The following is a 22014-nucleotide window of genomic DNA, read 5'->3' as shown; positions in this document are numbered from 1 at the left end:
GGTCTTATGTGGACGATGAGCGGCGACGGCGGTGGGCCGTCCCCGGTCACGTCCGGCTCACGCACAACCTGGTGAGCAGCCCGTCCGGCCCGGCACCGGTGGACCGGCGGCCACAGTGGACGCCCATGGCGGTCGGGATCGCCTCGTGGCGCGCGCCTCCGGCGTCCAACGCGGGCGCCGGTGCCGGGAGCGGGGAGTCGACCGCGACGTCATCGGCGCACTCGGGATGCCGCGAGTCACCGGGGCAGGACGCCACGCGCTCGGCGTGGTGATGTTCCGTGGCGTGCGCGACGGCCAGCCCGGCCAGCAGCAGCGCCAGGGCGGCGAGCAGGACGCGCGGCCACCACCGGCGGGCACGTCGCGTCATCAGCACATCGCCGATGGTAGTCACGGCGGCGGCCGGACCCCGGCGGCGCGCCGCGCTCTCAGGATCCGTTCGCCCGCGGCTGTTACCCTGCCGTCCATGCCGGACGAAGACGCCGACGACTCCAGTCCACGGCCGGGCCAGGCCCGGCGGCAGCCGTTCCGGTGCGGCGACCACCCCACCCTTCGAGCGCGTGGGGCCGTCGCCCCCGCGCTCCTTCGCGCCTCCCCGAATGGAGCGGTAGTCCTCACATGTTCAAGAAGTTGCTGAAAGCGCTCGGCGTCGGCGGTCCCAGTGTGGACACCGTCCTGGACGGCGCCGAGGTCCACCCGGGCGGGACGCTCACCGGGCGCGTCCACGTCAAGGGCGGCAAGCACGACGTGGAGATCGAGCACGTCACCCTCACTCTGCGCACCCGCGTGGAGGTGGAGAGCGGCGACGAGGAGCACGACTCCACCGCCGAGTTCGCCCGCGTCGGCGTCGCCGGGCCCTTCACCCTCGCCGCCGAGGAGGAGCGCCAGATCCCCTTCAGCTTCACCGTCCCCTTCGAGACGCCCGTGACGCACACCCGCGGCGTCCACCTGCACGGCATGTCCCTGGGCGTGCGCACCGAGCTGTCGGTCGCCAAGCAGCTCGACACCGGCGACACCGACGCCGTCGAGGTCCACCCGCTGGCCTCGCAGCAGCGCGTCCTGGAGGCCCTGGAGAACCTCGGCTTCGCCTTCGTCAAGGCCGACCTGGAACGCGGCCGCGTGCACGGCGTCCACCAGGAACTGCCCTTCTACCAGGAGATCGAGTTCCGGCCCCCGCCCGCGGCCGCCGGTCGCATCGGGCAGGTCGAGCTGACCTTCGTCGCCGACGCCCACCACCTCGCGGTGGTCCTGGAGGCCGACCGCTCCGGCGGCGCGAACGGTTCGGGCGCCGACGAGTTCGGCCGCTGGGTCTTCCCGCACGAAGTCGCCCTGCGCAGCGACTGGGAGGGCGAGCTGGCCGCGTGGCTGGAATCGGTCGCCGCCCGCGCCGGGCACGGCGTCCACCACCACGGGCACGACGACCACTCCTCCTCCGCCGGCTCCGCGATCGCGGGCGCGGGTGTCGGCCTGGCCGCCGGGCTCGTGGTCGCCGAGGTCTTCGACGAGATCGGCGACCTCTTCGAGGACGAGGAGGAAGAGGAAGACGAGGAAGAGGAAGAGGAAGAAGAGGACTAGTCCAGCCAGCCCAGGCGGGCGGCGCGCACGCCCGCCTGGAAGCGGCTGCCCGCCTCCAGCGTCGCCACCAGCTCACCGACCACGCGCGTGACGGTGCGGGTGGAGACCCCCAGGGCCCGGGCGATCGTGTCGTCCTTGGCGCCCTCGGCCAGCATCCGCAGGACCGCCCGCCGCTGCTCGCTCAGCTGCGCGTCCTGCGCGCCGCGCGGGACGTCGGTGACGCTGGACGCGCCGGTCCACAGGTGATCGTGCAGCGCCGCCAGCGGCACCGCGACGTGCTCGCCGCGCACGATCACCGCGCGCACATCGTCCCCGGCGCCCTCCAGCACCGCCACCCGCCGGTCGAAGACCAGCATCCGCGTGGCGACCACCGGGGTCAGCCGGACCTCCACGCCCAGCTCGGCGCGCAGCCGCAGATGCTCGCGGACATGCGGATCGAGCAGGCTGCTCTGCACGAACAGGACGCGGACGCGCGCCCCGGCGGCGAGCTGGGCGGCGTCGTGGCTGCGCGCGCTCTCCAGCACCGCCGGATCCCACGCGGCCGGCGGCTGCATCTCCAGGACCTCCCCGCGCACGCCCCGGGCCAGTTCGCCGACGGCGGCGCGCAGCCGCTCGCGATCGCGGGGGTCGTGGCCGTAGGCCTCCGCCGGGATCTCCGCGCGCCCGGGTGAAGCGACGTCCACGAAGGACCGCAGCAGGGCCCCGGTGACGCGCTGCCTGGCCGCCATGAGCTCGGCGAGCGCGGCGAGCTGCCCGTCGCCTTCGTCGGTGAGCCGCCGCAGCGCGGCCAGGGCGTCCACGGCGATCTCGGCGGCCGGGTCGAGCAGGCCCAGCTCGGACAGGTGCCGCCGCAGGCCGGGGACGCGTTCGGGCGCGACGCCGAGCGCGGTGGCGGCCTCGCCGAAGCCCTCGCCCTTGGCGCGCATCCGTTCGTAGACCCGCTTGGCGAGCGTCTCCACCGCGTTCTCCTCCGCCTGTCCAGTTCGCGCCATGTCGTGTCCCCGAACCCCGGGAACCCTTTCCGCTCGCCGGGCCGCCGGGCATCGTCGGTCGGGCGAACGAGAAGTGAATTGTGTCCATGTGAAGGAGCCAGCGGCAAATGATCACCGTCGACTACAGCCTCACCGTCTTCCGGGTGGCCCACCTCAGCACCGAGACCTGCGAGGCGTGCGCGGACGCCATCCGGGTCGCCGTGATCCGCGTCCCCGGGGTCGTGGGCGTCGATGTGAACAAGGCGGGCGGCAGTCTGAGCGTGCTCACCGACGGGCCGGTCCCGGCGTCCCTCATCGATGAGGCGATCGACGAGGCCGGCTGCCACGGCCTGTTCGGCTGAGCGGGGCGGGGCGCGCATCCGCCGGGGCGCGCCCCTTTTGCCGAGCCCGTACCGATGCGTAATATTCCGGGCTACCCGAAAGCTTGGAGGTACGGCGATGACCACGGCCCCGGACCGGCAACCGGACGCGTCATCACCGCTGTCGGCTCCCGGCAGCACCCGCAGGGCGATCCTGAACACCCTCAAGGGATCGTCCGGCAATCTCGTCGAGTGGTACGACGTCTACGTCTACACCGTCTTCGTGTCCTATTTCGAGAAGCAGTTCTTCGCCGAGCAGGACGCCAACTCCACCGTCTACGCCTACGCGATCTTCGCGGTGACGTTCCTGATGCGCCCGGTGGGCTCGTGGTTCTTCGGCCGCTACGCCGACCGGCACGGGCGCAAGGCGGCCCTGCTGTTCAGCGTGACGCTGATGGCGGCGGGTTCGTTCGTCATCGCGGTGATGCCCACCCGGGCCACGATCGGCGGTTTCGCCGCGGTCGTGCTGATCCTGTGCCGCCTGGTGCAGGGTTTCGCCACCGGCGGCGAGTACGGGACCTCGGCGACGTACATGTCGGAGGCGGCCACGCGCGAGCGGCGCGGCTTCTTCTCGTCCTTCCAGTACGTGACGCTGGTCGGCGGGCACGTCCTGGCGCAGCTGACGCTGCTGGTGATGTTCCTGTTCCTGGACACCGATGACATCAAGTCCTGGGCCTGGCGGATCCCGTTCGCCATCGGCGGCCTGTCGGCGCTGGTGGTGCTGTGGCTGCGCCGGACGATGGACGAGTCGCTGTCGGCGGAGCACCTGGCGGCCACCCGCGACGGTTCCGACCGCACCTCGGGCACCCTGCGGGTGCTCTTCACGTCCTACTGGCGGCCGCTGCTGCTGGTCTTCCTGATCACGCTGGGCGGCACGGTCGCGTTCTACACCTACAGCGTGAACGCCCCGGCGATCATCAAGAGCGCCTATACCGATCAGGCGGTGGCCGCGACCTGGGTGAACCTGGCCGGGCTGGTGTTCCTGATGCTGCTGCAACCCGTCGGCGGCTGGCTCAGCGACATCATCGGCCGCAAGCCGCTGCTGGTGTTCTTCGGCGTGGGCGGGGTGATCTACACGTACTTCCTGATCACCTACCTGCCCAAGACCACCAATCCGGTGGCGTCCTTCGCGCTGGTGGCGGTCGGCTACGTGATCCTGACCGGTTACACGTCCATCAACGCGCTGGTGAAGGCCGAGCAGTTCCCGGCCTCGATCCGCGCCCTGGGCGTCGGGCTGGGCTACGCGATCGCCAACTCGGCCTTCGGCGGCACCTCGCCGCTGATCTACCAGGCGCTCAAGGAGGCCGACCGGGTCGGCTGGTTCATCGTCTACGTCACCGCGGCCATCTTCATCTCGCTGCTGGTGTACGTGTTCTGGCTGAAGAACAAGGCGACGACGTACCTGGACGAGGAGTCCGGGCACGCCTTCGCCACCGCCGGACGGCGGTAGGACGGAGCGGGGCCGGGAATCCACTCCCGGCCCCTCTCCGTCTACTGAACCGGCACGCGGGGCATCGCCAGGAGGAGGTCGGCGAGCTGGCGTGCGGTCAGACCGGTGTGACCGTCCTGCGACCAGTCCCAGGCGTAGTCGCCCACCTTGATCGCGGTCCCGTCCGGGAGGTAGAGGACCGCGACGGTGTAGTTGTTGTAGGTGATGTCGCGGTCGGCCGTCGTGGCGGTGACCATGAGGATCCGCTCCCCGTTCGGTCCGGTGGCCTCGGCGCAGGCGTAGTCCGCGCCCCGCACGGGTCCGCTCGGTCCGGTGTACTCCCGGTACTCGCAACCCGGCGCGAGGTATCGCACGTCGGTGTCATCGGGCGCGAGCCCGAAGCTGGCGTTGCGCCCGCCTTCGAGGAACGTCCCCGCCGGGTAGTACTCCAGGCGGAAACTGTCCTCCCGGCCGTCGGGACCGACCTGCGCCCGGTAGTAGGCGCGGTAGATCATCCGCTGGAGGAGCGGCGTGGGCAGGGGCGGCTTGACGTAGTCGCTCGGTGCGCCCCCGGGGAGGGCGCTCCCCGGGATGGAGTACGTGCCTTCCACACCGTCGCCGGGGATGTACGGCTGTTCGCTCTCGTCGGCGGCGATCTCCTCGGCGGTGCGCGAGAGCACCAGGAACTGCTGGGCACGGACCGCCTCTTCGATCCCGTCGTCGGCGGCCCGGCCGCCGAGGGCCGCGATCTGGGTCGCGAAGGCCTCGGTGATCGCCCGGGTGGTGTCGTTGGTGCGGGGCTCGGGCACCGGCCAGCCGTCGCCCTCGTGGAACCACTCGTCCCACATGTAGCTCGCGTCCGGGTCCAGCCGCACCGGGAACCCGTCGTCGGCGGCGGGCGCGACTCCCGGCGCGGTGAGCATCACCGCGGCGGCCACGAAGGCGGCGATCCCGGCGAGGCCGCCACCGGCCGCGCCCATCATCCGGCCCCGCTTGCGGCGGCGTCCGGCGGTGACGATCTGGCCGGGGTCGGCCGACCAGTCCGGGGCGACGGAGTCGAATTCGCGGGCCAGGTTCTCGTCGAGATCTGCGGGGTTCACAGGATGGCTCCCTTCAGGCGGTCCACGGTGGCGTCGGTGAGGATGGCGCGCAGAGCGTCCAGCCCGCGCATCACGAGATTGCGGGCGGCGCCGTGCGAGCAGCCCAGGACGCGGGCGACCTCATCGGAGGTGAGGTCCTCGCAGTGGCGCAGGTAGACCGCCGCGCGCTGGCGGGCGGGCAGGCGCATGAGGGCGGCGGTGAGGACGAGGCGGTCCTCCGGTCCGGCCGTCTCCAGTAGACGGTCCTCGAAGACGTCGGTGGGGCGCTCCTTGCGGAAGCGGAACAGCCTGCTCTCGTCGATGAGGAGATTGGCGATGATCTTGCGGACGTAGGCGTCGGTCGAGGTCCGGCCGGGCCTGGTCCACACGCCGTAGAGGCGGATCAGCGCGTTCTGGACGGCGTCCTCGGCGCGATGCCAGTCGCCGCAGCAGTAGTAGGCGAAGCGGTAGAGGCGTCTGCTCTGCCCGGCGACGTACTGCCGGAAGTCGTCTTCCTGTTCTGGTGTCATCTCGCTCCAAGGCCATGTTCTTCTGACCCGGAGACGATCCGAGGCGCCGCGAGTGTCACACACGAAACCGCCCACCGGCGTCACGGCCGGTGGGCGGTCTCGTGCGGTCCCTACTCCCCCACGGACGACTTGTACAGCCGGACGATCTCGGGACGCACCTCGGCCCGCTCGGACAGCGGTCGCGCCCAGGCGATGCGCACCGCGCTCTCCACTCCGGCGGCGGTGACGGCGAAGTCGGCGCCGGTGGCGTCGAAGCCGGTCATGCGGGCGTCCTCGGCGTCCGGGCGGCCGCCCGCCCCCTGGCAGATGACCAGGGTGTCGGCGATGTGGTCGGTGTTCATGTGGTGGGTGATGGCCTCGATGACCTCGGGCGCGAAGGGATTGCTCACACCGACCTCCGCATGGTCGTGGCCAGGGCGGCCAGCACGTCGCCGTTGAAGTCGTAGGCGCCCAGGACCTCGGCGATCACGCGCGCGGCCTCGGCCTCGTCCCAGGGCGCGGCGTCGAGCCGCCGCCGGTACTCCGCCTTCCACTCGGCCAGGTCGCCGAGGGCGTCGAAGCGGTAGAACTCCACGCCGGGCCCGTCGGCGAAGCCGAAGGCGTCGTTGGCGGCGGCCCGGAAGGCCTGCCCGCCGGACATGTCGCCGAGGTAGCGGGTGTACTGGTGGGCCACGAAGCCGCCGGGCCAGTCGAAGCACACCGCGCGCAGCCGGTCCACATAGGACTCGGTGGCGAGCAGGGGCGTGATCTCGCCGCGCCAGCCGGGGCCGATGAGCAGGGCCAGGTCCGCCTCGAAGGCGGGCAGCCGGGACAGGCCGGGGAACACGAAGCGGCCGGCGACCGGGTGGCCCTCCCAGTGCGCGGCGGCGGCGTCCAGGACCTCGTAGACGAAGTACTGCTGCGCGTGCCAGGCGGCGTAGTCGGACAGGTCGAGGTCACCGGCGAGCAGCGCGCCGAGCACGCCCGGCTCGGCCGGCTCGTCGGTCCCGACGCCCTGGTGCTTGGCCCAGGTCGCCTGTCTCAGGCGGGCGGCGAAACCTTGAGTGTCGACGGTCATGCGGATTCTCCTAGGGGTGCGGTGCGAGGGGATCGGACGGGCAGGACGATGGGCTCGTCCCGCGCGGGATGGGTGAGCACGTCCACGGGCTGCCGGTAGACCTCCGAAAGCAGCGCGGGCGTGAAGACCTCGCGGGGCGGGCCGCACGCGGCGATCGCGCCCTCGCGCAGGACCGCGACGCGGTCGCAGTGGGCGGCGGCCAGCCCGAGGTCGTGCAGGACGACGACCACGCCGTCCCCGGCCCCGGCGCGCTCGCGGCAGACGCGCATGACCAGCTCCTGGTGGCGCAGGTCGAGCGCGGCGGTGGGCTCGTCGAGCATGAGCAGCGCCGTCCGCTGCGCCAGGACGCGCGCGAGCGCGACGCGGGCCTTCTCCCCGCCGGACAGCTCGGCGAAGGGCCGCCCGGCCAGCTCGGCGACCTCGCAGTCGGCCAGGCACGCGGCGACGATCGCGCCGTCGGCCTCGGCCATCGGGGTGCGGGCCCAGGGCGCGCGGCCCATGGCGACGACCTCGGCGGCGGTGAACGGGAAGGTCAGGGCCGGATGCTGCGGCAGGACGGCGCGGTGCCGGGCGAGTTCGGCGACCCGCCAGGCGCGGGCCTCGCGTCCGGCCAGGCGGACCGTGCCCGATGCCGGGCGCAGGTCGGCGGCGAGCGCGGCGAGCAGCGTGGACTTCCCGGCGCCGTTGGGGCCGACGAGGGCGAGGACCTCTCCGGCGCGCACGTCGACGCTGGCGCCGCGCAGGACCTCGCGTCCGCCGAGGGTGAGGGTGACGTCCACGGCCGCGGCGAGTTCGGTGTGGGTCATCCCCAGCCTCCGCTCTTGGCGCGGGTCGCGCGTAGCAGCCAGAAGAAGAACGGGCTCCCGATGAGCGCGGTGAGCACGCCGAGGGGCAGTTCGGCGGGCGCGGCCAGGGTCCGTGCGGCGAGGTCGGCGGTGAGCAGGACGAGCGCGCCGCCGAGGGCGCTGCCGGGGATGAGGAAGCGGTGGCCGGGTCCGGCGATCATGCGCAGGAGGTGGGGCACGACGAGCCCGACGAAGCCGATGATCCCGGAGACGGACACGGCGGCGGCGGTGAGCAGGGCGACCAGGACGATGAGGGTGAGGCGGAGGCGTTCGACGTCGACGCCGAGGTGCCGGGCGGGGCGTTCGCCGAGGGCGAGCAGGTCGAGGCGGCGTGCGTATCGGGGCGCGACGATCAGCCCGAGGAGGGCGCAGGGCAGGACGGCGAGGACCTTGGGCCAGGTGGCCTGGGCCATCGAGCCCAGCTGCCAGAAGGTGATGCCGGTGAGCCGGGCGTTGTCCACGGTGGACATGACCAGGCCGATGAGGGCTCCGGCGAAGGCGTTGACGGCGATGCCGGTGAGGATCAGGCCGACCACGCGGGTGCCGCCTTCGCCGCGGGAGAGCAGGTAGACGCCGCCGACGGTGACGAGCCCACCGGTGAAGGCGAAGGCGGGGACGGTCCAGGCGCCGAAGGCGGTGGCGCCGAAGCCGATTGCGGTGACCGCGCCGACGGCGGCGCCGGAGGAGACGCCGATGGTGCCGGGGTCGGCGAGGGGGTTGCCGAAGACGCCCTGCATGAGGGCTCCGGCGCAGCCGAGGGAGGCGCCGACGAGGACGGCGAGGGCGACCCGGGGCAGGCGGACGTTCCACAGCACCGATTCGGCGACGCGGTCGAGTTCGCGGCCGCCGAGGCCGAGGCGGTGCAGGGCGGATCCGGCGAGGTCGGCGAGGGGGATGTCGAAGGCGCCGAGGGCGGCCGAGGCGGCGGCCAGGACGGCGAGCGCGATCGCCATGGCGAGCACGGTTCCGGCGCGGGCTCCGGTGCGGGTGCGGGGCGGCCGGGTGGCGAGGGTGGTCATGCGGCGTGGATCTGGGTGATGAGGGAGGTGAGGACCTGGTCGGTGCGGGGGCCGTAGTTGAGCAGGACGCCGTCGTCGATGGCGGCGACGCGGCGGTCCATCCCGGCGGGGGTCTGGGCGACGCCGGGGAGTGCGAGGAGGCCGTCCACGCCGTCGACCGAGGCCAGTCCCTTGGTCATGACGAGGATGACGTCGGGCGCGGCGGCGGCCATGGCCTCGGCGGTGATGGGCACGAAGTCGCCGTCGAGTCCGGCTTCCTTGCCCGCGTCGATTCCCCCGGCGGCCTCGATGAGCCCGGCGGCGCCGGAGCGGGCGGCGCCGATGAGGTAGACCGAGGCCGATCCGCGCAGGTAGAGGAAGGCGACGCGGGGTTTGGCGGCCCCGGCGGGGATGGTGGCCTTGGCGCCGTCGAGGCGTTCGGCGGTGCGCTGGCGGAGGCGCTGCCCGGCCTCGGGCACGCCGAGGGCGGCGGCGACGCCGGCGATGCGGGTGTCCACATCGGACAGGTCGGCGGCGCCCTTGACGACCACGACGTGGATCCCGGCCTGGCGGATCTGGGTCATCGCCTCCACGGGCCCGTTGCCCTCCTCGGCGAGGACGACGCTGGGGCGCAGCGAGAGCACGCCCTCGGCCGAGACGTCGTGTCCGCGCGTGACCAGCGGCAGCGCGGCGGCCTGCGCGAAGGTGGCGGTGATGTCGCGGGCGACGACCCGCTCGCCGAGCCCGAGGGTGAAGACGATCTCGGAGAGCGAGCCCGACAGGGGGACGATCCGGTCGACGTCGGTGAGGGTGACGTTCACCCCGTCGGCCGAGGCGACGGTGACCGGCAGGGCCGGGACCGGGACGCCGTCCAGGGGCTCGACGCGGTCGGCGACGGCCGGAGCGGACGGGCCGGGCCCGTCCGCGCCCGTGGGCCCGCCGCAGGCGGCGAGGGCCAGCAGCGCGGCTGCGGCGAGGGGGATGACGCGGGTTCGCATGGTCCGGTGCCTTGTCTGTGCGGGGTCGCCCGGGGACGGCGAGTGAGAATCAACTTAGGACAGGCTTCCCTAAGTGGCAACCCAGGGGGTACGGTGGCGGCGCGTTGAACGTAGGTTAGCCTCACCTAACTTTCTCGTCCATCCTCCGAGTGAGGTTCCCGTGACCCCCCGATCCCTCCGGGCCGCCCTGGCGGCCCTGCTCCTGTCCGCCGCGCTGGTCACCGTCCCCGGCACCGCGCACGCCGCGACGTCCACCGTCTCCGGCGGGCGGCTCGACTGGGGCGTGAAGTCCTCCTTCCAGAACTACGTGACCGGCCCCATCGCCAAAGGCTCCTACTCGACGACCGGCGGCGCGGCCACCACCGGCGGGAGCCGCTTCCGCTTCCACTCCGCCACGGGCACCTACGATCCCGGCGGTGGCGCGCTGAAGGCCGGGTACTCCGGCGGCGTGCGCTTCCTCGGGCACGCCAAGAAGGGCGGCGGCCACGAGCTGGACCTCACCATCGCCAACCCGCGCGTGGAGATCTCCGGCGGTTCCGGCGTCCTCTACGCCGACATCACCACCCCGTCGGGCACCTCCCGCGGCGTGGCCTTCGCCGACCTCGGCGTGGGCGGGCTCGACCTGTCCGGCGGCACCACCGGGATGCGCCTGGACGACATCCCCGTGACCCTCACCGGCGATGGCGCGCGATCCTTCGCCGGGTACTACGAGGCGGGCACGCAACTGGACCCGCTCAGCCTGAGCGCCGACTTCAAGGCCAAGCCCGCCGCCTCGCCCTCCACCTCGGCCGACGGGAAGTCCTTCACCGGCGCGGCCGTCGACTGGGGCGTCCGGCGCACCTTCCGCGAGTACGTCACCGGCGACATCGCGCGCGGCTCGTGGACCCTGTCCGGCGGCGCGCAGGACGGCGGCGCCCTCTTCCGCTTCGGCGACGGGCGCGGCACGCGCACGCCCGGCGGGCTCACCGCGTCCTTCGCCGGCGAGATCCGCTTCACCGGCACCGGACTCGACCTGCGCCTCGGCGGCTTCTCCGTGACACTCGCCGGGAAGAAGGGCACGCTCTCGGCGAAGGTGAACGGCTCCACATCGGACACTCCACTGGCGACCTTCGAGGCCGCACTCGAAGAAGACGGCGGCCTGGTGCGCCTCGACGAGGTCCCCACCGTCCTGACCGCCGAGGGCGCCACCGCGCTGGGCGGCCTCTACGCCGAGGGCACCGCGATGGACCCGCTGTGGCTGGCGGTGCCGGTGGAGTCCGGCGCGGCCCTGCCGCCGCTGCCCGACCTGGGCTCCGACGTGACGCCCTCCAGCGCTCCCCCGTCGCTGGCGGCCACACCGGCGGCCGCCACGCCGTCCTCACCGCTCCCCTGGATCGCCGGTGCCGCCGCCCTGCTCGCGGCCGCCGTCGCCACCGTCCTGTTCCTCCGACGCAAGAACCCCGTTCCCACACAGGAAGAGAGCCCCACCGCATGATCATCCGGCGTCCCCTCGCCATCGCCGCGCTCTTCGCCGCGGCCGGCGCCGCCGTCCTCACCGCCGCGCCCGCCCGCGCCGAGGCGTCCACGTTCCCCATCACCGACGGCACCCTCGACTGGGGCGTCAAGGAGTCCTTCCGCAAATACGTCACCGGCCCCATCGGCCACGGCGAGATCAGCGCCTCCGGCGGCGCCACCGTCAACGCCGACGGCACCTTCCGCTTCCCCGGCGGCGAGGGCGCCTACGACCCCGCCACCCATGACGTCACCACCGCCTTCGACGGCTCGGTCACCTTCCGCGCGCACAAGACCGGCGACGACTGGAAGCTGGAGACCACCGTCTCGCAGGTCCGCCTGACCACCACCGGCAAGACCGGCAAACTCACCGTCGACGTGTCCTCCAAGGACATGTCCACCGGCAAGACCGTCGTCTACGACGACGTGGACTTCGCCGCCCTCGACCTGTCCGGCGTCCGCCCCGGCCAGTCCGGCGGCTACACAACCCTGGCGAACATCCCCGCCACCCTCACCGCCGCAGGCGCGCCCGCCTTCGGCGGCTTCTACCAGGCCGGGGCCGCGCTCGACCCCGCGTCCGCCGCGCTCAAGGCGTCCGCCACCACACCCACCACACCGCCCTCCTCCTCGCCGCCCGCCGCCTCCGGCACCATCAAGGCCGGCAACCTCGACTGGGGCGTCAAGGAGTCCTTCCGCAAGTACATCACCGGCCCCATCGCCTCCGGCGGCACCGAGGTCACCGGCGGCGCGGCGTCCACCGCCGGCGGCTTCCGCTTCCCCGGCGCCACCGGCGACTTCGACCAGGCCAAGCAGACCCTCACCGCCAAGCTCGGCGGCGCCGTCCGCTTCTACGGCCACAAGAAGGCCGACGGCACCTGGGAACTGGACACCACCTTCAAGGACCTCTCCCTCAAGGTCAGCGGCGGCAAGGGCACCCTCTACACCGGAACCACGCCCCTCGCCGAGCTGGGGAAGGTCCCCACCATGACCCCCAAGGACGGCGTCCTCACCCTGTCGGCCGTCGCCGCCACCCTCACCCCCGAGGGCAAGGCCGTCTTCGGCGGCTTCTACGAGCCCGGCACCGCCCTCGACCCCGTGACCCTCGCGGTGTCCCTCAAGGACGACGCCACCCTCCCCGGCACCGAGCCCGGCGAGAACACCCCCACCGGCACCCGCGCGCCCTCGGTCTCGCTGGCCAAGACCGGCGCGTCACTGCCGCTGCTCGGCCTCAGCGGCGGCGTCCTGCTGGCGGGCGGCACGACGGCACTGCTGGTGGTGCGCAGGAAGCGGGTTCGCGCCTGAGGACCGGGGCACGGCCTCCGGGCCGTGCCCTACTCCAGGTCCGCCATCGCCTTCCACTTCGCGCTGGGCGCCTTCCAGGCACCCGTCGGCACGATCCATTCGAGCCGCGCCGCGGGGATCCCGACCATCGTCACCACCTCGTCCGAGCCTCCCACCGCCTTCCAGTGCCACACGGCTCCGTCGCCCGCGGCCACGACCATGCGCAGGACGATCGGGCCGGGCGGCAGGGTCACCCCGCCGGTCGTGGTGGCCATGCTCAGGTAGCCGTCCTTGGAGGCGTCCCAGCGCTTGCCGCGGAACTTCGGATCAGCGGGAATGAGGCCTTTCGACTTCACCTCCAGCGCGACGGCCCTGGTGGTCCCGTGATAGAGCGGCTGGCCGACGGTCATCGGGGTGTCGGGACGCTTGGTGTGCTTCTCGCGCCACTTCTCAAGGGAAGCCGCGTAATCGGCGTAGCCGCCGTAGGGAGACTTCCCCTTTATCTTTCTCCAGGCCTTGGACTGCTCCTCCCCGAGCACCTTCTCCGCGATGGGAATGTCCCTCGCCTCGACGGTGTACGGCTTGCCCTCCACGGTGAACTTGCCGGGCGCGCGCTTCGACACCCGCATCATCTCCAGCAGGAATTCGTAGGACTGCGTTTTGACCGGGATGCTCTTGCCGTCGGCGTCGAGCAGCCGCTGGACCGTCGCCGTCACCCCTCTGTTCCCCACCGTCCGCTGCGCCGCCAGGATCGCCACGCGCACCGGCTCGGTCACGGACGGCTCGCTGTGGGCGTCCTCGCGGGGACGGGCGCCGACGGGCGGCCAGACCCGGGCCCTCACTTCTTCCCGCCCTTGAACGCCGACATCGCGCTCCACTCCCCGTCCTTCGCCAGCCCCCACCCCGGGCGCGCGACGATCCACTCCAGCCGGTCGACGGGGATCGTGATCGTCGTGACGACCTCGTCGGCGCCGCCCGCCTTCTTCCAGCGGTCCTTCACGAGGTCATCCTCGACGAGGGTCACGCGCAGCACGATGCCGCCGGCCTTGATGGTGACGCCCTTGGGGAGCTTGGCCAGGCTCAGGAAACCGTCCCTGGAGGCGTCCCACATGCCGCCCCGGAACGCGGGTTTGGCGGGGGTGAGACCGGTGCCCTTGATCGCCGCGGCCGCCTCGGGGGTGGTGCCGTGGTAGAGGACCTGCCCGGCCGCCACCCCGGCCTCGGCGCGTTCGAGGTACTTGCCCGCGTGGTCCCCGCGCGCCTTGAGGTAGTCCTCGTAGCTGGTGTAGGGGCTGACCTTGCCACTCGCGCGGAACATCTCGGCCTGGCGGCGCCACAGCTCCTTCTCGGCGGCGGGGATGTCCGGCGCCTCGACGGTCCACACGGCCCCCATGACGGTGAACTTGCCCGGCGCGCGTTTGGACACGTGCAGCATGTTCAGCAGGAACCTGTCGTCACAGCTCTTGATCGCCTTCTTCCTGCCGGTGGCGTCGACCAGCCGCTGCACCGTCCGGGCCACCTCCCGGTTCCCCACCGTGCGCTGCGCCGACAGCACCGCCGCCCGCACCGGATCGGTGGCGGGCGGCCCGTCCTCGCGCGGCCGGGCGCCCGCCGGCGGCCAGACCGCCGCCCGCTCTTCCTCCACCCGCCTGTACTTACCCATGCCCCCATGGTGAGCCGGGCCGCGCGGTCCACATAGGACCCTCCGGTCGGTCTCTCAGGGCACTCGGCTCAGCTTCTCGGGGTTGCGCACGAGGAACACCTGGCCGATCCGGCCCTCGGCGTCCAGCTCCACTCCCAGCACGCCGAAGACCACTCCACCCTCGCGCAAAACCACCCCGAGCTCGCCGTTGACCGGCTCGAAGGCGATGACCACCCCGGGGGCCAGCTCACTCGCGGTGCCCACGGCGAAGCGGGCGACGCGGTCGGCGCCGTGGACGGGGCGCAGGGCCGCGCGGACCCGGCCGCCGCCGTCGCTGTGGAAGGTCACCTCCGGCGCGAGGATCTCCATCAGCCCGGCCAGGTCGCCACCGGCGGCCGCGGCGATGAACCGCTCGGTGGCCGCGCGGGTCGTGGCGGGGTCGTGGACGTGGCGGCGGTGCCGGTCGCGGACGTGCCGGGACGCCCGCGAGGCCAGCTGCCGCACGGCGGCGGGCGTGCGGTCCAGCATCAACGCGATCTCGTCGAGCCGGTACCCGAAGGCCTCGCGCAGCACGAACACCGCCCGCTCGGCCGGGGGCAGCGCCTCCAGGACCACCAGCAGCGCCAGCGAGGCCGTCTCACCGTCGATGTCCACGGTGGACACCGGCTCGGGCAGCCAGGGCCCGGGATAGGCCTCGCGGCGGGCGCGGGCCCGGCGCAGCAGTCGCAGCGCCTCGCGGACGGTGACGGTGGTCAGGTACGCCTCGGGCGTCTCCTGCCGCTCCAGCGGCACCCGCCGCCAGGCCAGCCAGGCGTTCTGGACGGCGTCCTCGGCGTCGGCGGCCGAGCCGAGGAGGTGATAGGCGATCGAGGTCAGGCGGGGGCGTTGCGACTCGAACAGCGACACGGCGTCCACCCCCTCATTACTACAGATGTGACGGGCGTCGCACGACGTCACACACCGGGCCGGGCCGCGCATCAGGTGGGCACAGGGAAAGGAGCCCGACATGAGAATCCTGCTCGCCGGAGCGACCGGCGTCATCGGCCGCCCACTGGTCACGGCCCTGGAGGCCCGGGGACACGAGGTCGTCGCCATCACCCGCAGGCCCCGAAAGGACGCCGTGGTCGCCGACGTCCTGGACCGGGACGCGCTGCTCAAGGCCGTCGCCGGGCTGCGCGCCGACGTCATCGTCCAGCAGCTCACCGCGCTCGCCAAGCCTCCGCGCAACGGCGCCGACCTCGCCGCCACCAACCGGCTGCGCACCGAGGGCACCGCCAACCTCCTCGCCGTCGCGCGCGAGACCGGCGCGACCCGCTACATCGGACAGTCGATGTTCTTCGGCTACGGCCTGCGCCCGGGACGGACGCGCCCGATCACCGAGGACGAGCCCTTCGGCGAGACCGTCGGCGGCGGCATGGACGCGGCGGTGTTCGCGCTGCGCGACGCCGAGAACCTCCCGTTCGCCGAGCCCGGCCTCGACGCGGTCGCGCTGCGGTACGGAATGTTCTACGGGACGATGGACGCGATGTCGCTCATGGTCGGCATGGTGCGCAAGCGGATGCTCCCGCTCCCGCGTGGGGGAACCGGCCTGCTATCGCTCATCCACGTCGACGACGCGGTGAGCGCCACCGTCGCCGCGATCGAGCGCGGACGCGGCGGCGAGGCGTACAACATCGCCGACGACGAACCGGTCGGCCTCGACGTGTACGTCGACGCCCTCGCGCGGGCGGTCGGGGCGCGCAGGCCGCTGCGGGTGCCGGTGTGGCTGCTGCGCGTCCTGTCGCCCTACTTCGCCACGATGGCCACGGGCACGTCGCTGCCGGTGTCGAACGCGAAGGCGGCCCGCGAGCTGGACTGGCGTCCACGGCGGCCCTCCTACCGCGAGGGCCTCGCCGAGCTGGTCGTGGAGGCGTGATGGAGAGGCTGCTGCGCGGAACGCTCGGGCTGGGCGTCTTCTCCTTCGGCTCCGGCGGGGTGTGGGCGTTCTTCTGGCCGGAGTCCTTCTACCGCCACATCGCCACCTACCCGCCGTTCAACCTGCACCTCTTCCACGACGTAGGCGCCTTCCAGCTCGGCGTGGCGGCGGCGCTGCTCGGCTGTCTCATGTGGAGCGACCTGCTGCGGGTGGGGCTCTTCGGCGGGATGGCCGGGACCGTGGCGCACGCGGTGTCGCACCTGCTCGACCGGGACCTCGGGGGCTACCCGAGCGACCCGTGGGTGACGTCGGCGCTGGCCGTCGTCTTCACCGTGATGTTCGTGCTGCGGCTGGCCTCCCGCCGCCGCGAGGGGTGACCCGGACGGGGCCCGGCGGTTAGCATCGGGCCCCACACCACCCCACGGGAGACGACATGGGCGCACAGGCCTGGCTCGACGGGAACTTCGCACGACTGGTCGCCGAGAGCCGCGTCGCCGGGGCCGCGGTGGCCGTCCTGGCCGACGGTGAGATCGCCACGGCCGCGGCGGGTTCGGCGAACCTGCGGGCCGGCATCGAGGCCACCACCGACACGCTCTTCCAGATCGGCTCGGTGACCAAGATCTGGACCACCACGCTGGTCATGCGCCTGGTCGACGAGGGCCTGGTCGACCTGGACGCGCCGGTCACCGACTACCTGCCGGAGTTTCGCACCTCCGACCCGGAGGTCTCCGCCGCGGTCACCGTGCGGCACCTGCTCAACCACACCGCCGGCTTCGAGGGCGACTCCTTCAAGGACACCGGCCGCAATCCCGACGCCATCGAGCGCTTCGTCGCCGAGATCATGCCCAAGTCGCGCCAGACGCTGCCGCCGGGCGTCCTGTTCTCCTACAACAACGCCGGTTTCGTGCTGCTGGGCCGCATCGTGGAGGTCCTGCGCGGCACCACCTGGGCGCGGGCGCTGCGGACCGAGATCGCCGAGCCGCTCGGGCTGACGGTGGCCACCGACGCCGGTGAGGCGATCCTGCACCGGGCCGCCGTCGGCCACATCCGCCAGACCCCGGACGCCGAGCTCGAAGTGGCCGCCGCGTGGGCGCTGCACGCGTCCAACGACCCGGCGGGCGCCTCGCTGGCCACCACCGCCGCCGGCCTGGCCGCCTTCGCGCGGCTGCACCTGGACGAGGGCCTCGCCCCCGACGGGACGCGGATCCTGTCTGCGGAGTCGGCGCGCCTCATGCGGGTGGCCACAGTGGACATCCCCCGCCGCTCGGCCCGGCAGGTGCGCATCGGCCTCGGCTGGCACCTCTTCGACTGGAACGAGCCGGTCATCGGCCACGACGGCAACACCATCGGGCAGGCCGCGTTCCTGCGGCTGATCCCGGCCGAGGGCGTCGCGGTGGCGATGCTGACCAACGGCGGCAACGTCGCGGGCCTGTTCGCGGAGGTGTACGGGCACCTGATGCGCGAGCACGGCGGCGTGGAGATCCCACCGGCCGTCGACCTCCCCGGGGAGCCCGCGCCGATCGAGCGGCCCGAGCGCTACACCGGCTCCTACGAGTCCGGCCTCTTCCGCTTCGACGTGTCCGATGTGGACGGCCGCCTGTGGCTGGAGACCACGCCGGGTCCGGATCTGGCCGGGCTCGGGCCGAAGCCGCCGCGCCGCGAGCTGCTTCTGGTGGAGGGCGACCTGTTCAAGGCCCTCGACCACGACGACCCCGAGGACACCGGCCTGCCGCTGGTCTTCGTCGGCGACGACGGCCGGGGCCGCGCGGCCTACCTGCACAACCACCGCGCCAATCCCCGGATCGACTGAGCCGTGACCGACGCCGACGCCCGCCGGGACGCGTTACTGGCCACCGGCCCGTTCCCGGACGCGCTGCGCGCCGCCATCGCGGCGCGCGGCCTGGGCGTGGACCGGCTGCGCGCCCGGCTGGCCGAGGCGGGCACACCGGTCAGCGGCGCGACCCTGAGCTACTGGGCCTCGGGCCGCAGCCGCCCCGAGCGGCGGGCGTCTATGGCGGCGCTGCGGTCGCTGGAGCGGGTCCTGCGGGTCCCCGACGGCGCCCTGCGCGCGCTGCTGGGCCCGTCCCGCCGCGCCAAGGCGCGCCCGGCGCTGGCCGCCTACTGGCCGCGCCCGGAGCAGGTCGCCGACCTGGTGTCCGATGTGGACGTGCGCTGGGACGAGCGGCTGACCCGGCTCAGCCAGCACGACCGGGTGGTCCTGGGCCCCGAGGGCGGTGAGCGCGCCATCGTCTCCCGCCAGGTCCTGCGGGCCGAGGGCGACGGACCCGACCGGTGGGTGCTGATCGCCCACATCGACCAGCACGACCGTCCACTGCCGACGGTGGTCGCGCGCCGCAACTGCCGCCTGGGCCGGATCTCGGCGCGCCCGGCGCTGGGCCTGGTGGCCGCCGAACTGCTCTTCGACCGGCCCCTGGAGAGCGGCGAGACGGTCATCATCGAGCACGAGGTGCGCGGCCGCACCCCGTACCCGATCGGCACGAACTACGAGCGCAAGTTCCGGCTGGGCGCCCGGGAGTTCGTGCTGGAGATCTGCTTCGACCCCGCGCGGCTGCCCGCGCGCTGCCTGCGCTTCGAGCAGGCCGACGGCGACCCGGAGTCCGCGTGGGAGGTCGCCGTCGGCCCGCGCGGGACGGTGCACGCCGTCGCGCTCAACCTGCGCCCGGGGCGCTTCGGCTTCCGCTGGGACTGGCCGGCGGAAGCCGAGGCCACGGTCTAACAGGCGCCGAGGTCGCTCCAGCGTCCCCAGTCCCAGGACCCGCCCGGCTCGATGTTGTAGGCGGCCCAGGTGGCCCGCCAGGTGTGTCCCTTGTGGGCGACGACCGCGCCCGCCTGGTACCAGACGGTGGCGTTCCAGGCCGGTGCGGTGCAACCGGACGGCGGGCCGCCCACGGTCAGCGCCAGCGACGCGCTCCGGTCGGCCGAGGTCCCGTGCGCCAGCACGGTGATCGTGGCCGGGCCGGTGGTCGCGTTCGCCGAGGCGGTGAGGGTGAGCGTCGCCGACTGCCCGGCGGTGACGGTGGCCGGGCTGAAGGACGCCGTCACACCGGTGGGCAGCCCGCTGGCACTGAGCGCGACCTGCTGCGCGCTGCCCGAGGTGACCTGGGTGGACACCGTGACGGCCCCCGACCGTCCCCTCTCGACGCTCAGGGACGCCGGGCTCACCCCGACCGAGAAGTCGTTCCCGGTGGGCGCGCCGGTGTAGAGCGTCAGGCCCCACTTGCCCAGGGCCTCGTTGACCGGCTGGAAGATGGACTCGTCGTCCGGCCCCGGGTTGTCCACGCACTGCGAGGGACCGCCCGAGTGCAGGCCGACGGCCTTGTCCCCGGCCAGCCACGCGCCGCCGGAGTCGCCGCCGAGCGAGCAGGCGGTGCTGGTGGCGAGCCCGTCGATGATCACGTTGCCGTAGTTGATGGTCTGGTTGACCCGCCGGACCGTGCCGCAGCTCCACTTCGAGGTGTTCCCCGAGTGGCAGACGGTCTGCCCGACCACCGGCTCGGTGGAGCCGGTGACGGTGACGGGCGTCCCGCCCCAGGTGTTCACCGCCGCCGAGAGCGTCCAGCCGGTCTCGGTCACCGCGACCACGCCCATGTCGCCCTCACGCGCGTTGACGCTGCGGGAACCGCCCACATTGGACGTGCCGAGCCGGTTGCGCTGGCCGCTCTCGCCGTAGGCGGCCTGGTTGACATCGTTGGTGCAGTGCCCGGCGGTCAGGAAGTGCTTGCCGCCCTGGGCGTCGGTGACGGGGAACCCGACCGAGCAGTTGCTCTCCGAGCCCGGCCACCACGGGTTGCCGGGCTGGACGGTGCCGGACTGCTGGTGCGGCGAGCCCTCGACGGTCACGAGCGTGACGCCCTCGACGGCGCGCAGCCGCGCCACCAGCGCCGGGTCGGCGGCGGGAGTGACCTGGACGCTCACCGCGTTGGCCACCGGGTCCACGCCCCAGGAGTTGATCCCGGTGGGCGCCGGTGGCAGCAGCGCGGTGACCCGCGCGAGCGCGCCGTCCAGTTCGGCCTTGCCGCGGGCGACGACCTGTACGCGCGCTCCCAGGGCGCGTACCGCGTCGGCGTCGGCGGTCGTGGCGGCGACGACGAGGTCGCCGTTGGCGTCGAGCCACTGGCCGGGCGAGCGCTCGCGCGCCCAGGCGGGGAGGCCGGACAGCTGCCGCAGGGCGGCGTCCTGGTGCTGGAGTAAGCGGCCGGTGTCCGGGGTGGACGGGCCCGGGCCGGCCTGGGCGGCCGGCGCGGCGAGCGCGGCGGCGGCCAGGCCGAGCGCGCAGGCGAGGCCGATGAATCTGGTTCTCATGGTGATCCTTCCGGTGTGGTGCCGTGGCGTGATCCTAAGCGCGCCACGGGCCGCCGAAACCGGTCTGACCTGCGTTAACACTTAACTTACGGTGGCCCGTACGGCCTTGCGGGTGGTGGGGGCGAGGCTGGAGCCGACGAGGACGCCGAGGGCGATCGCCAGGACGGTGAGCAGGGTGGTCACCAGGTCGTTGACGCCGCCGACGACGCTCTTGGCGCCGGTGACCAGTTCGGACACGCCGGTCAGGCCGAGGGTGCCGGGGACGATGAGCCAGAAGGCGGGCAGGAAGGAGACCTGCGCGGGTGGGCCGCCGGGGCGGGTCTGCACGAAGTAGCTCAGGGGGGTCAGGACGAGCCCGGCGAGGAACGCGCCGAAGAGGGCCGAGCCGAAGAGGTCGCCGCCGCGCAGGGCGAGCCAGACGCCGTAGAGGACGAGGAGCAGCCAGGGCAGGGAGCGTGCGGGCCCGGAGGAGTTGAGGAAGTGCCCGATGCCGGTGATGAGGACGCCGAGCCAGGGCGCCCACCAGCCGAGGGTGGGCGCGGGGTGTCCGGTGTGGACGTCGGTGATCTCGGTGCCGATGAGGATGCCGAAGGACAGCAGGAGCAGCACGATGACGGCGTAGGCGAGGCGGGCGCTGCCGGCCATCATCGAGCCGGAGGCCAGTTCGATGGTGCCGATGGTGAGGGCCGCGCCGGGCAGGAACATGACCAGCGGAGGCAGGAGCAGGGCGGTGGGGTCGCCGCCGGTGACGGCGTCGGGGAGGGTGTAGGCGGCGAAGGTGACGAGGATGGCGGCGGCGACGGGCAGGCCGAGGGTGAGGACGCGGATCTTCTTCGAGATGAGCTGGAGCGCGCCGACCATGGCGCCCAGGAGCGCGTAGCCGAAGAGGGCGACGGGGGCGGGGTTGCGGATGAGGCCGAGGCCGAGGGCGAGGAGGGCGAAGGCGGCGATGGTGACCCAGGGGCGGAAGCGGGGTTTGTCGGCGATGATGTGCCGGAGCTTGTCGGTGGCCTCGACGGGGTCGATGTGCTCGTCGCCGATCTCGGTGATGAGGTCGTAGAGGCGGGCGATCTGGTCGAGGCGCAGCTGGTCGGCCTCGGCGAGGGAGAAGTCGATGTGGGCGGAGCCGTCGGCGTCCCCGACGCGGACGAGGACGACGGTGGGCATGACGAAGAACTCGACGTCGTGGACGCCGTAGCAGGCGGCGACGTCGTGCAGGATCGCCGCCGCGCGGTCGCTGGCCTCGCCGCTGCGGCACAGCGCGACGCCGAGGTCGCGCAGCAGGACGAGCAGTTCCTGCGGCAGCGGCGGCGGCCCGGGGTCTTCCGGGGGCGGCTCGGAACGGCGGCCGAGGATCGAGTGCAGGAGGCGGCGCGGATCAAGGCGCATGGGCGGCTCCGCTCGTCATGAACTACCTATAGCACCCTTAAGCGCCCAAATCGCACGGATCTCCCGAATGGCGCCCGCGCTCTATCCTTTGTGGACCACCTGGCGAGGAGCCGA

At 73.1% G+C, this 22014-nt stretch carries 23 protein-coding genes; 9 read left to right on the top strand and 14 right to left on the bottom strand.

The annotated features are described in order from the left end of the window. Nucleotides 1-46: 46 nt before the first annotated feature. Nucleotides 47-367 (bottom strand): hypothetical protein, encoded by a 321-nt coding sequence (locus QSK10_RS31835; RefSeq protein ID WP_285667200.1) that lies wholly within the window; start codon nucleotides 365-367, stop codon nucleotides 47-49. Nucleotides 368-615: 248 nt separating this feature from the next. On the opposite strand from QSK10_RS31835, the gene QSK10_RS31830 reads away from it, so the two are divergent. After that, the gene (locus tag QSK10_RS31830; protein ID WP_285667199.1) at nucleotides 616-1572 is read left to right on the top strand and encodes a sporulation protein; all 957 of its coding nucleotides are present in this window, start codon (nucleotides 616-618) and stop codon (nucleotides 1570-1572) included. Here the strand turns inward: QSK10_RS31830 and QSK10_RS31825 are convergent. After that, nucleotides 1569-2564: a helix-turn-helix transcriptional regulator gene (locus tag QSK10_RS31825; protein ID WP_285667198.1), complete on the bottom strand. Its 996-nt coding sequence runs from the start codon at nucleotides 2562-2564 to the stop codon at nucleotides 1569-1571. The genes QSK10_RS31830 and QSK10_RS31825 overlap by 4 nt on opposite strands. Nucleotides 2565-2671: 107 nt before the next feature. Between QSK10_RS31825 and QSK10_RS31820 the strand changes: the two genes are divergently transcribed. Together QSK10_RS31820 and QSK10_RS31815 are read left to right on the top strand one after the other, a co-directional pair. Beyond that, a complete protein-coding gene (locus tag QSK10_RS31820) occupies nucleotides 2672-2905 on the top strand; it encodes a heavy-metal-associated domain-containing protein (protein WP_285667197.1) in 234 nt (77 codons plus the stop codon). Between the two features lie 97 nt (nucleotides 2906-3002). After that, a complete protein-coding gene (locus QSK10_RS31815; protein ID WP_285667196.1) occupies nucleotides 3003-4373 on the top strand; it encodes an MFS transporter in 1371 nt (456 codons plus the stop codon). Nucleotides 4374-4414: 41 nt separating this feature from the next. Here the strand turns inward: QSK10_RS31815 and QSK10_RS31810 are convergent, their stop codons facing one another. The 7 genes from QSK10_RS31810 to QSK10_RS31780 form a co-directional block, all read right to left on the bottom strand. Beyond that, the gene (locus tag QSK10_RS31810; protein WP_285667195.1) at nucleotides 4415-5452 is read right to left on the bottom strand and encodes a hypothetical protein; all 1038 of its coding nucleotides are present in this window, start codon (nucleotides 5450-5452) and stop codon (nucleotides 4415-4417) included. Continuing rightward, nucleotides 5449-5961 carry a SigE family RNA polymerase sigma factor gene (locus tag QSK10_RS31805; RefSeq protein ID WP_285667194.1) on the bottom strand — a complete coding sequence of 171 codons (513 nt, stop codon included), beginning with the start codon at nucleotides 5959-5961 and terminating at the stop codon, nucleotides 5449-5451. The genes QSK10_RS31810 and QSK10_RS31805 overlap by 4 nt, the downstream gene beginning before the upstream one ends. A 110-nt stretch (nucleotides 5962-6071) precedes the next feature. Continuing rightward, a complete protein-coding gene (locus QSK10_RS31800; protein ID WP_285667193.1) occupies nucleotides 6072-6350 on the bottom strand; it encodes a DUF2470 domain-containing protein in 279 nt (92 codons plus the stop codon). Next, nucleotides 6347-7018, bottom strand: coding sequence for a biliverdin-producing heme oxygenase (locus tag QSK10_RS31795; RefSeq protein WP_285667192.1), 672 nt, complete (start codon nucleotides 7016-7018; stop codon nucleotides 6347-6349). Before QSK10_RS31795 ends, QSK10_RS31800 begins: the two co-directional genes overlap by 4 nt. After that, a complete protein-coding gene (locus tag QSK10_RS31790; RefSeq protein ID WP_285667191.1) occupies nucleotides 7015-7824 on the bottom strand; it encodes a heme ABC transporter ATP-binding protein in 810 nt (269 codons plus the stop codon). The genes QSK10_RS31795 and QSK10_RS31790 overlap by 4 nt, the downstream gene beginning before the upstream one ends. Beyond that, nucleotides 7821-8882 (bottom strand): FecCD family ABC transporter permease, encoded by a 1062-nt coding sequence (locus QSK10_RS31785; RefSeq protein WP_285667190.1) that lies wholly within the window; start codon nucleotides 8880-8882, stop codon nucleotides 7821-7823. Before QSK10_RS31785 ends, QSK10_RS31790 begins: the two co-directional genes overlap by 4 nt. Then, nucleotides 8879-9859, bottom strand: coding sequence for a heme/hemin ABC transporter substrate-binding protein (locus tag QSK10_RS31780; protein WP_285667188.1), 981 nt, complete (start codon nucleotides 9857-9859; stop codon nucleotides 8879-8881). Before QSK10_RS31780 ends, QSK10_RS31785 begins: the two co-directional genes overlap by 4 nt. 160 nt (nucleotides 9860-10019) lie before the next feature. On the opposite strand from QSK10_RS31780, the gene QSK10_RS31775 reads away from it, so the two are divergent. Together QSK10_RS31775 and QSK10_RS31770 are read left to right on the top strand one after the other, a co-directional pair. Further along, on the top strand, nucleotides 10020-11333 hold the full coding sequence (locus tag QSK10_RS31775; protein WP_285667186.1) for an HtaA domain-containing protein: 1314 nt from the start codon (nucleotides 10020-10022) through the stop codon (nucleotides 11331-11333). Next, nucleotides 11330-12652 (top strand): HtaA domain-containing protein, encoded by a 1323-nt coding sequence (locus QSK10_RS31770; RefSeq protein ID WP_285667185.1) that lies wholly within the window; start codon nucleotides 11330-11332, stop codon nucleotides 12650-12652. Before QSK10_RS31775 ends, QSK10_RS31770 begins: the two co-directional genes overlap by 4 nt. Nucleotides 12653-12681: 29 nt before the next feature. Here the strand turns inward: QSK10_RS31770 and QSK10_RS31765 are convergent, their stop codons facing one another. The 3 genes from QSK10_RS31765 to sigJ are packed head-to-tail and all read right to left on the bottom strand — an operon-like array spanning nucleotide 12682 to nucleotide 15179. Continuing rightward, complete coding sequence (locus QSK10_RS31765; RefSeq protein WP_285667184.1) at nucleotides 12682-13473, bottom strand: hypothetical protein; 792 nt, start codon at nucleotides 13471-13473, stop codon at nucleotides 12682-12684. Continuing rightward, nucleotides 13470-14294, bottom strand: a complete 825-nt coding sequence (locus tag QSK10_RS31760; RefSeq protein WP_285667182.1) for a hypothetical protein — start codon at nucleotides 14292-14294, stop codon at nucleotides 13470-13472. The genes QSK10_RS31765 and QSK10_RS31760 overlap by 4 nt, the downstream gene beginning before the upstream one ends. A gap of 54 nt (nucleotides 14295-14348) precedes the next feature. Beyond that, on the bottom strand, nucleotides 14349-15179 hold the full coding sequence (sigJ, locus tag QSK10_RS31755; protein ID WP_285667180.1) for an RNA polymerase sigma factor SigJ: 831 nt from the start codon (nucleotides 15177-15179) through the stop codon (nucleotides 14349-14351). Between the two features lie 100 nt (nucleotides 15180-15279). Between sigJ and QSK10_RS31750 the strand changes: the two genes are divergently transcribed. From QSK10_RS31750 to QSK10_RS31735, 4 genes are read left to right on the top strand one after another with little or no spacing between them, the layout of a single operon-like run. Beyond that, nucleotides 15280-16188, top strand: a complete 909-nt coding sequence (locus QSK10_RS31750; RefSeq protein WP_285667179.1) for an NAD-dependent epimerase/dehydratase family protein — start codon at nucleotides 15280-15282, stop codon at nucleotides 16186-16188. Continuing rightward, nucleotides 16188-16565 (top strand): hypothetical protein, encoded by a 378-nt coding sequence (locus QSK10_RS31745; protein WP_285667178.1) that lies wholly within the window; start codon nucleotides 16188-16190, stop codon nucleotides 16563-16565. The genes QSK10_RS31750 and QSK10_RS31745 overlap by 1 nt, the downstream gene beginning before the upstream one ends. A 56-nt stretch (nucleotides 16566-16621) precedes the next feature. After that, nucleotides 16622-17998 carry a serine hydrolase gene (locus QSK10_RS31740; RefSeq protein WP_285667177.1) on the top strand — a complete coding sequence of 459 codons (1377 nt, stop codon included), beginning with the start codon at nucleotides 16622-16624 and terminating at the stop codon, nucleotides 17996-17998. A 3-nt stretch (nucleotides 17999-18001) separates the two neighbouring features. Further along, nucleotides 18002-18925, top strand: a complete 924-nt coding sequence (locus QSK10_RS31735; RefSeq protein ID WP_285667176.1) for a hypothetical protein — start codon at nucleotides 18002-18004, stop codon at nucleotides 18923-18925. Here the strand turns inward: QSK10_RS31735 and QSK10_RS31730 are convergent. Both QSK10_RS31730 and QSK10_RS31725 read right to left on the bottom strand, forming a co-directional pair. Then, nucleotides 18922-20511, bottom strand: a complete 1590-nt coding sequence (locus QSK10_RS31730) for an alpha-lytic protease prodomain-containing protein (protein ID WP_285667174.1) — start codon at nucleotides 20509-20511, stop codon at nucleotides 18922-18924. The two genes, QSK10_RS31735 and QSK10_RS31730, sit on opposite strands and share 4 nt — an antisense overlap. 81 nt (nucleotides 20512-20592) lie before the next feature. Further along, nucleotides 20593-21900 carry a threonine/serine exporter family protein gene (locus QSK10_RS31725; RefSeq protein WP_285667172.1) on the bottom strand — a complete coding sequence of 436 codons (1308 nt, stop codon included), beginning with the start codon at nucleotides 21898-21900 and terminating at the stop codon, nucleotides 20593-20595. Nucleotides 21901-22014 lie beyond the last annotated feature (114 nt).

Source organism: Actinorhabdospora filicis, from assembly GCF_030269765.1.
Lineage (GTDB): Bacteria > Actinomycetota > Actinomycetes > Mycobacteriales > Micromonosporaceae > Actinorhabdospora > Actinorhabdospora filicis.
The sequence above is the reverse complement of the archived record's forward strand: the minus strand, read 5'-3'. Positions and strand labels throughout refer to the sequence as shown.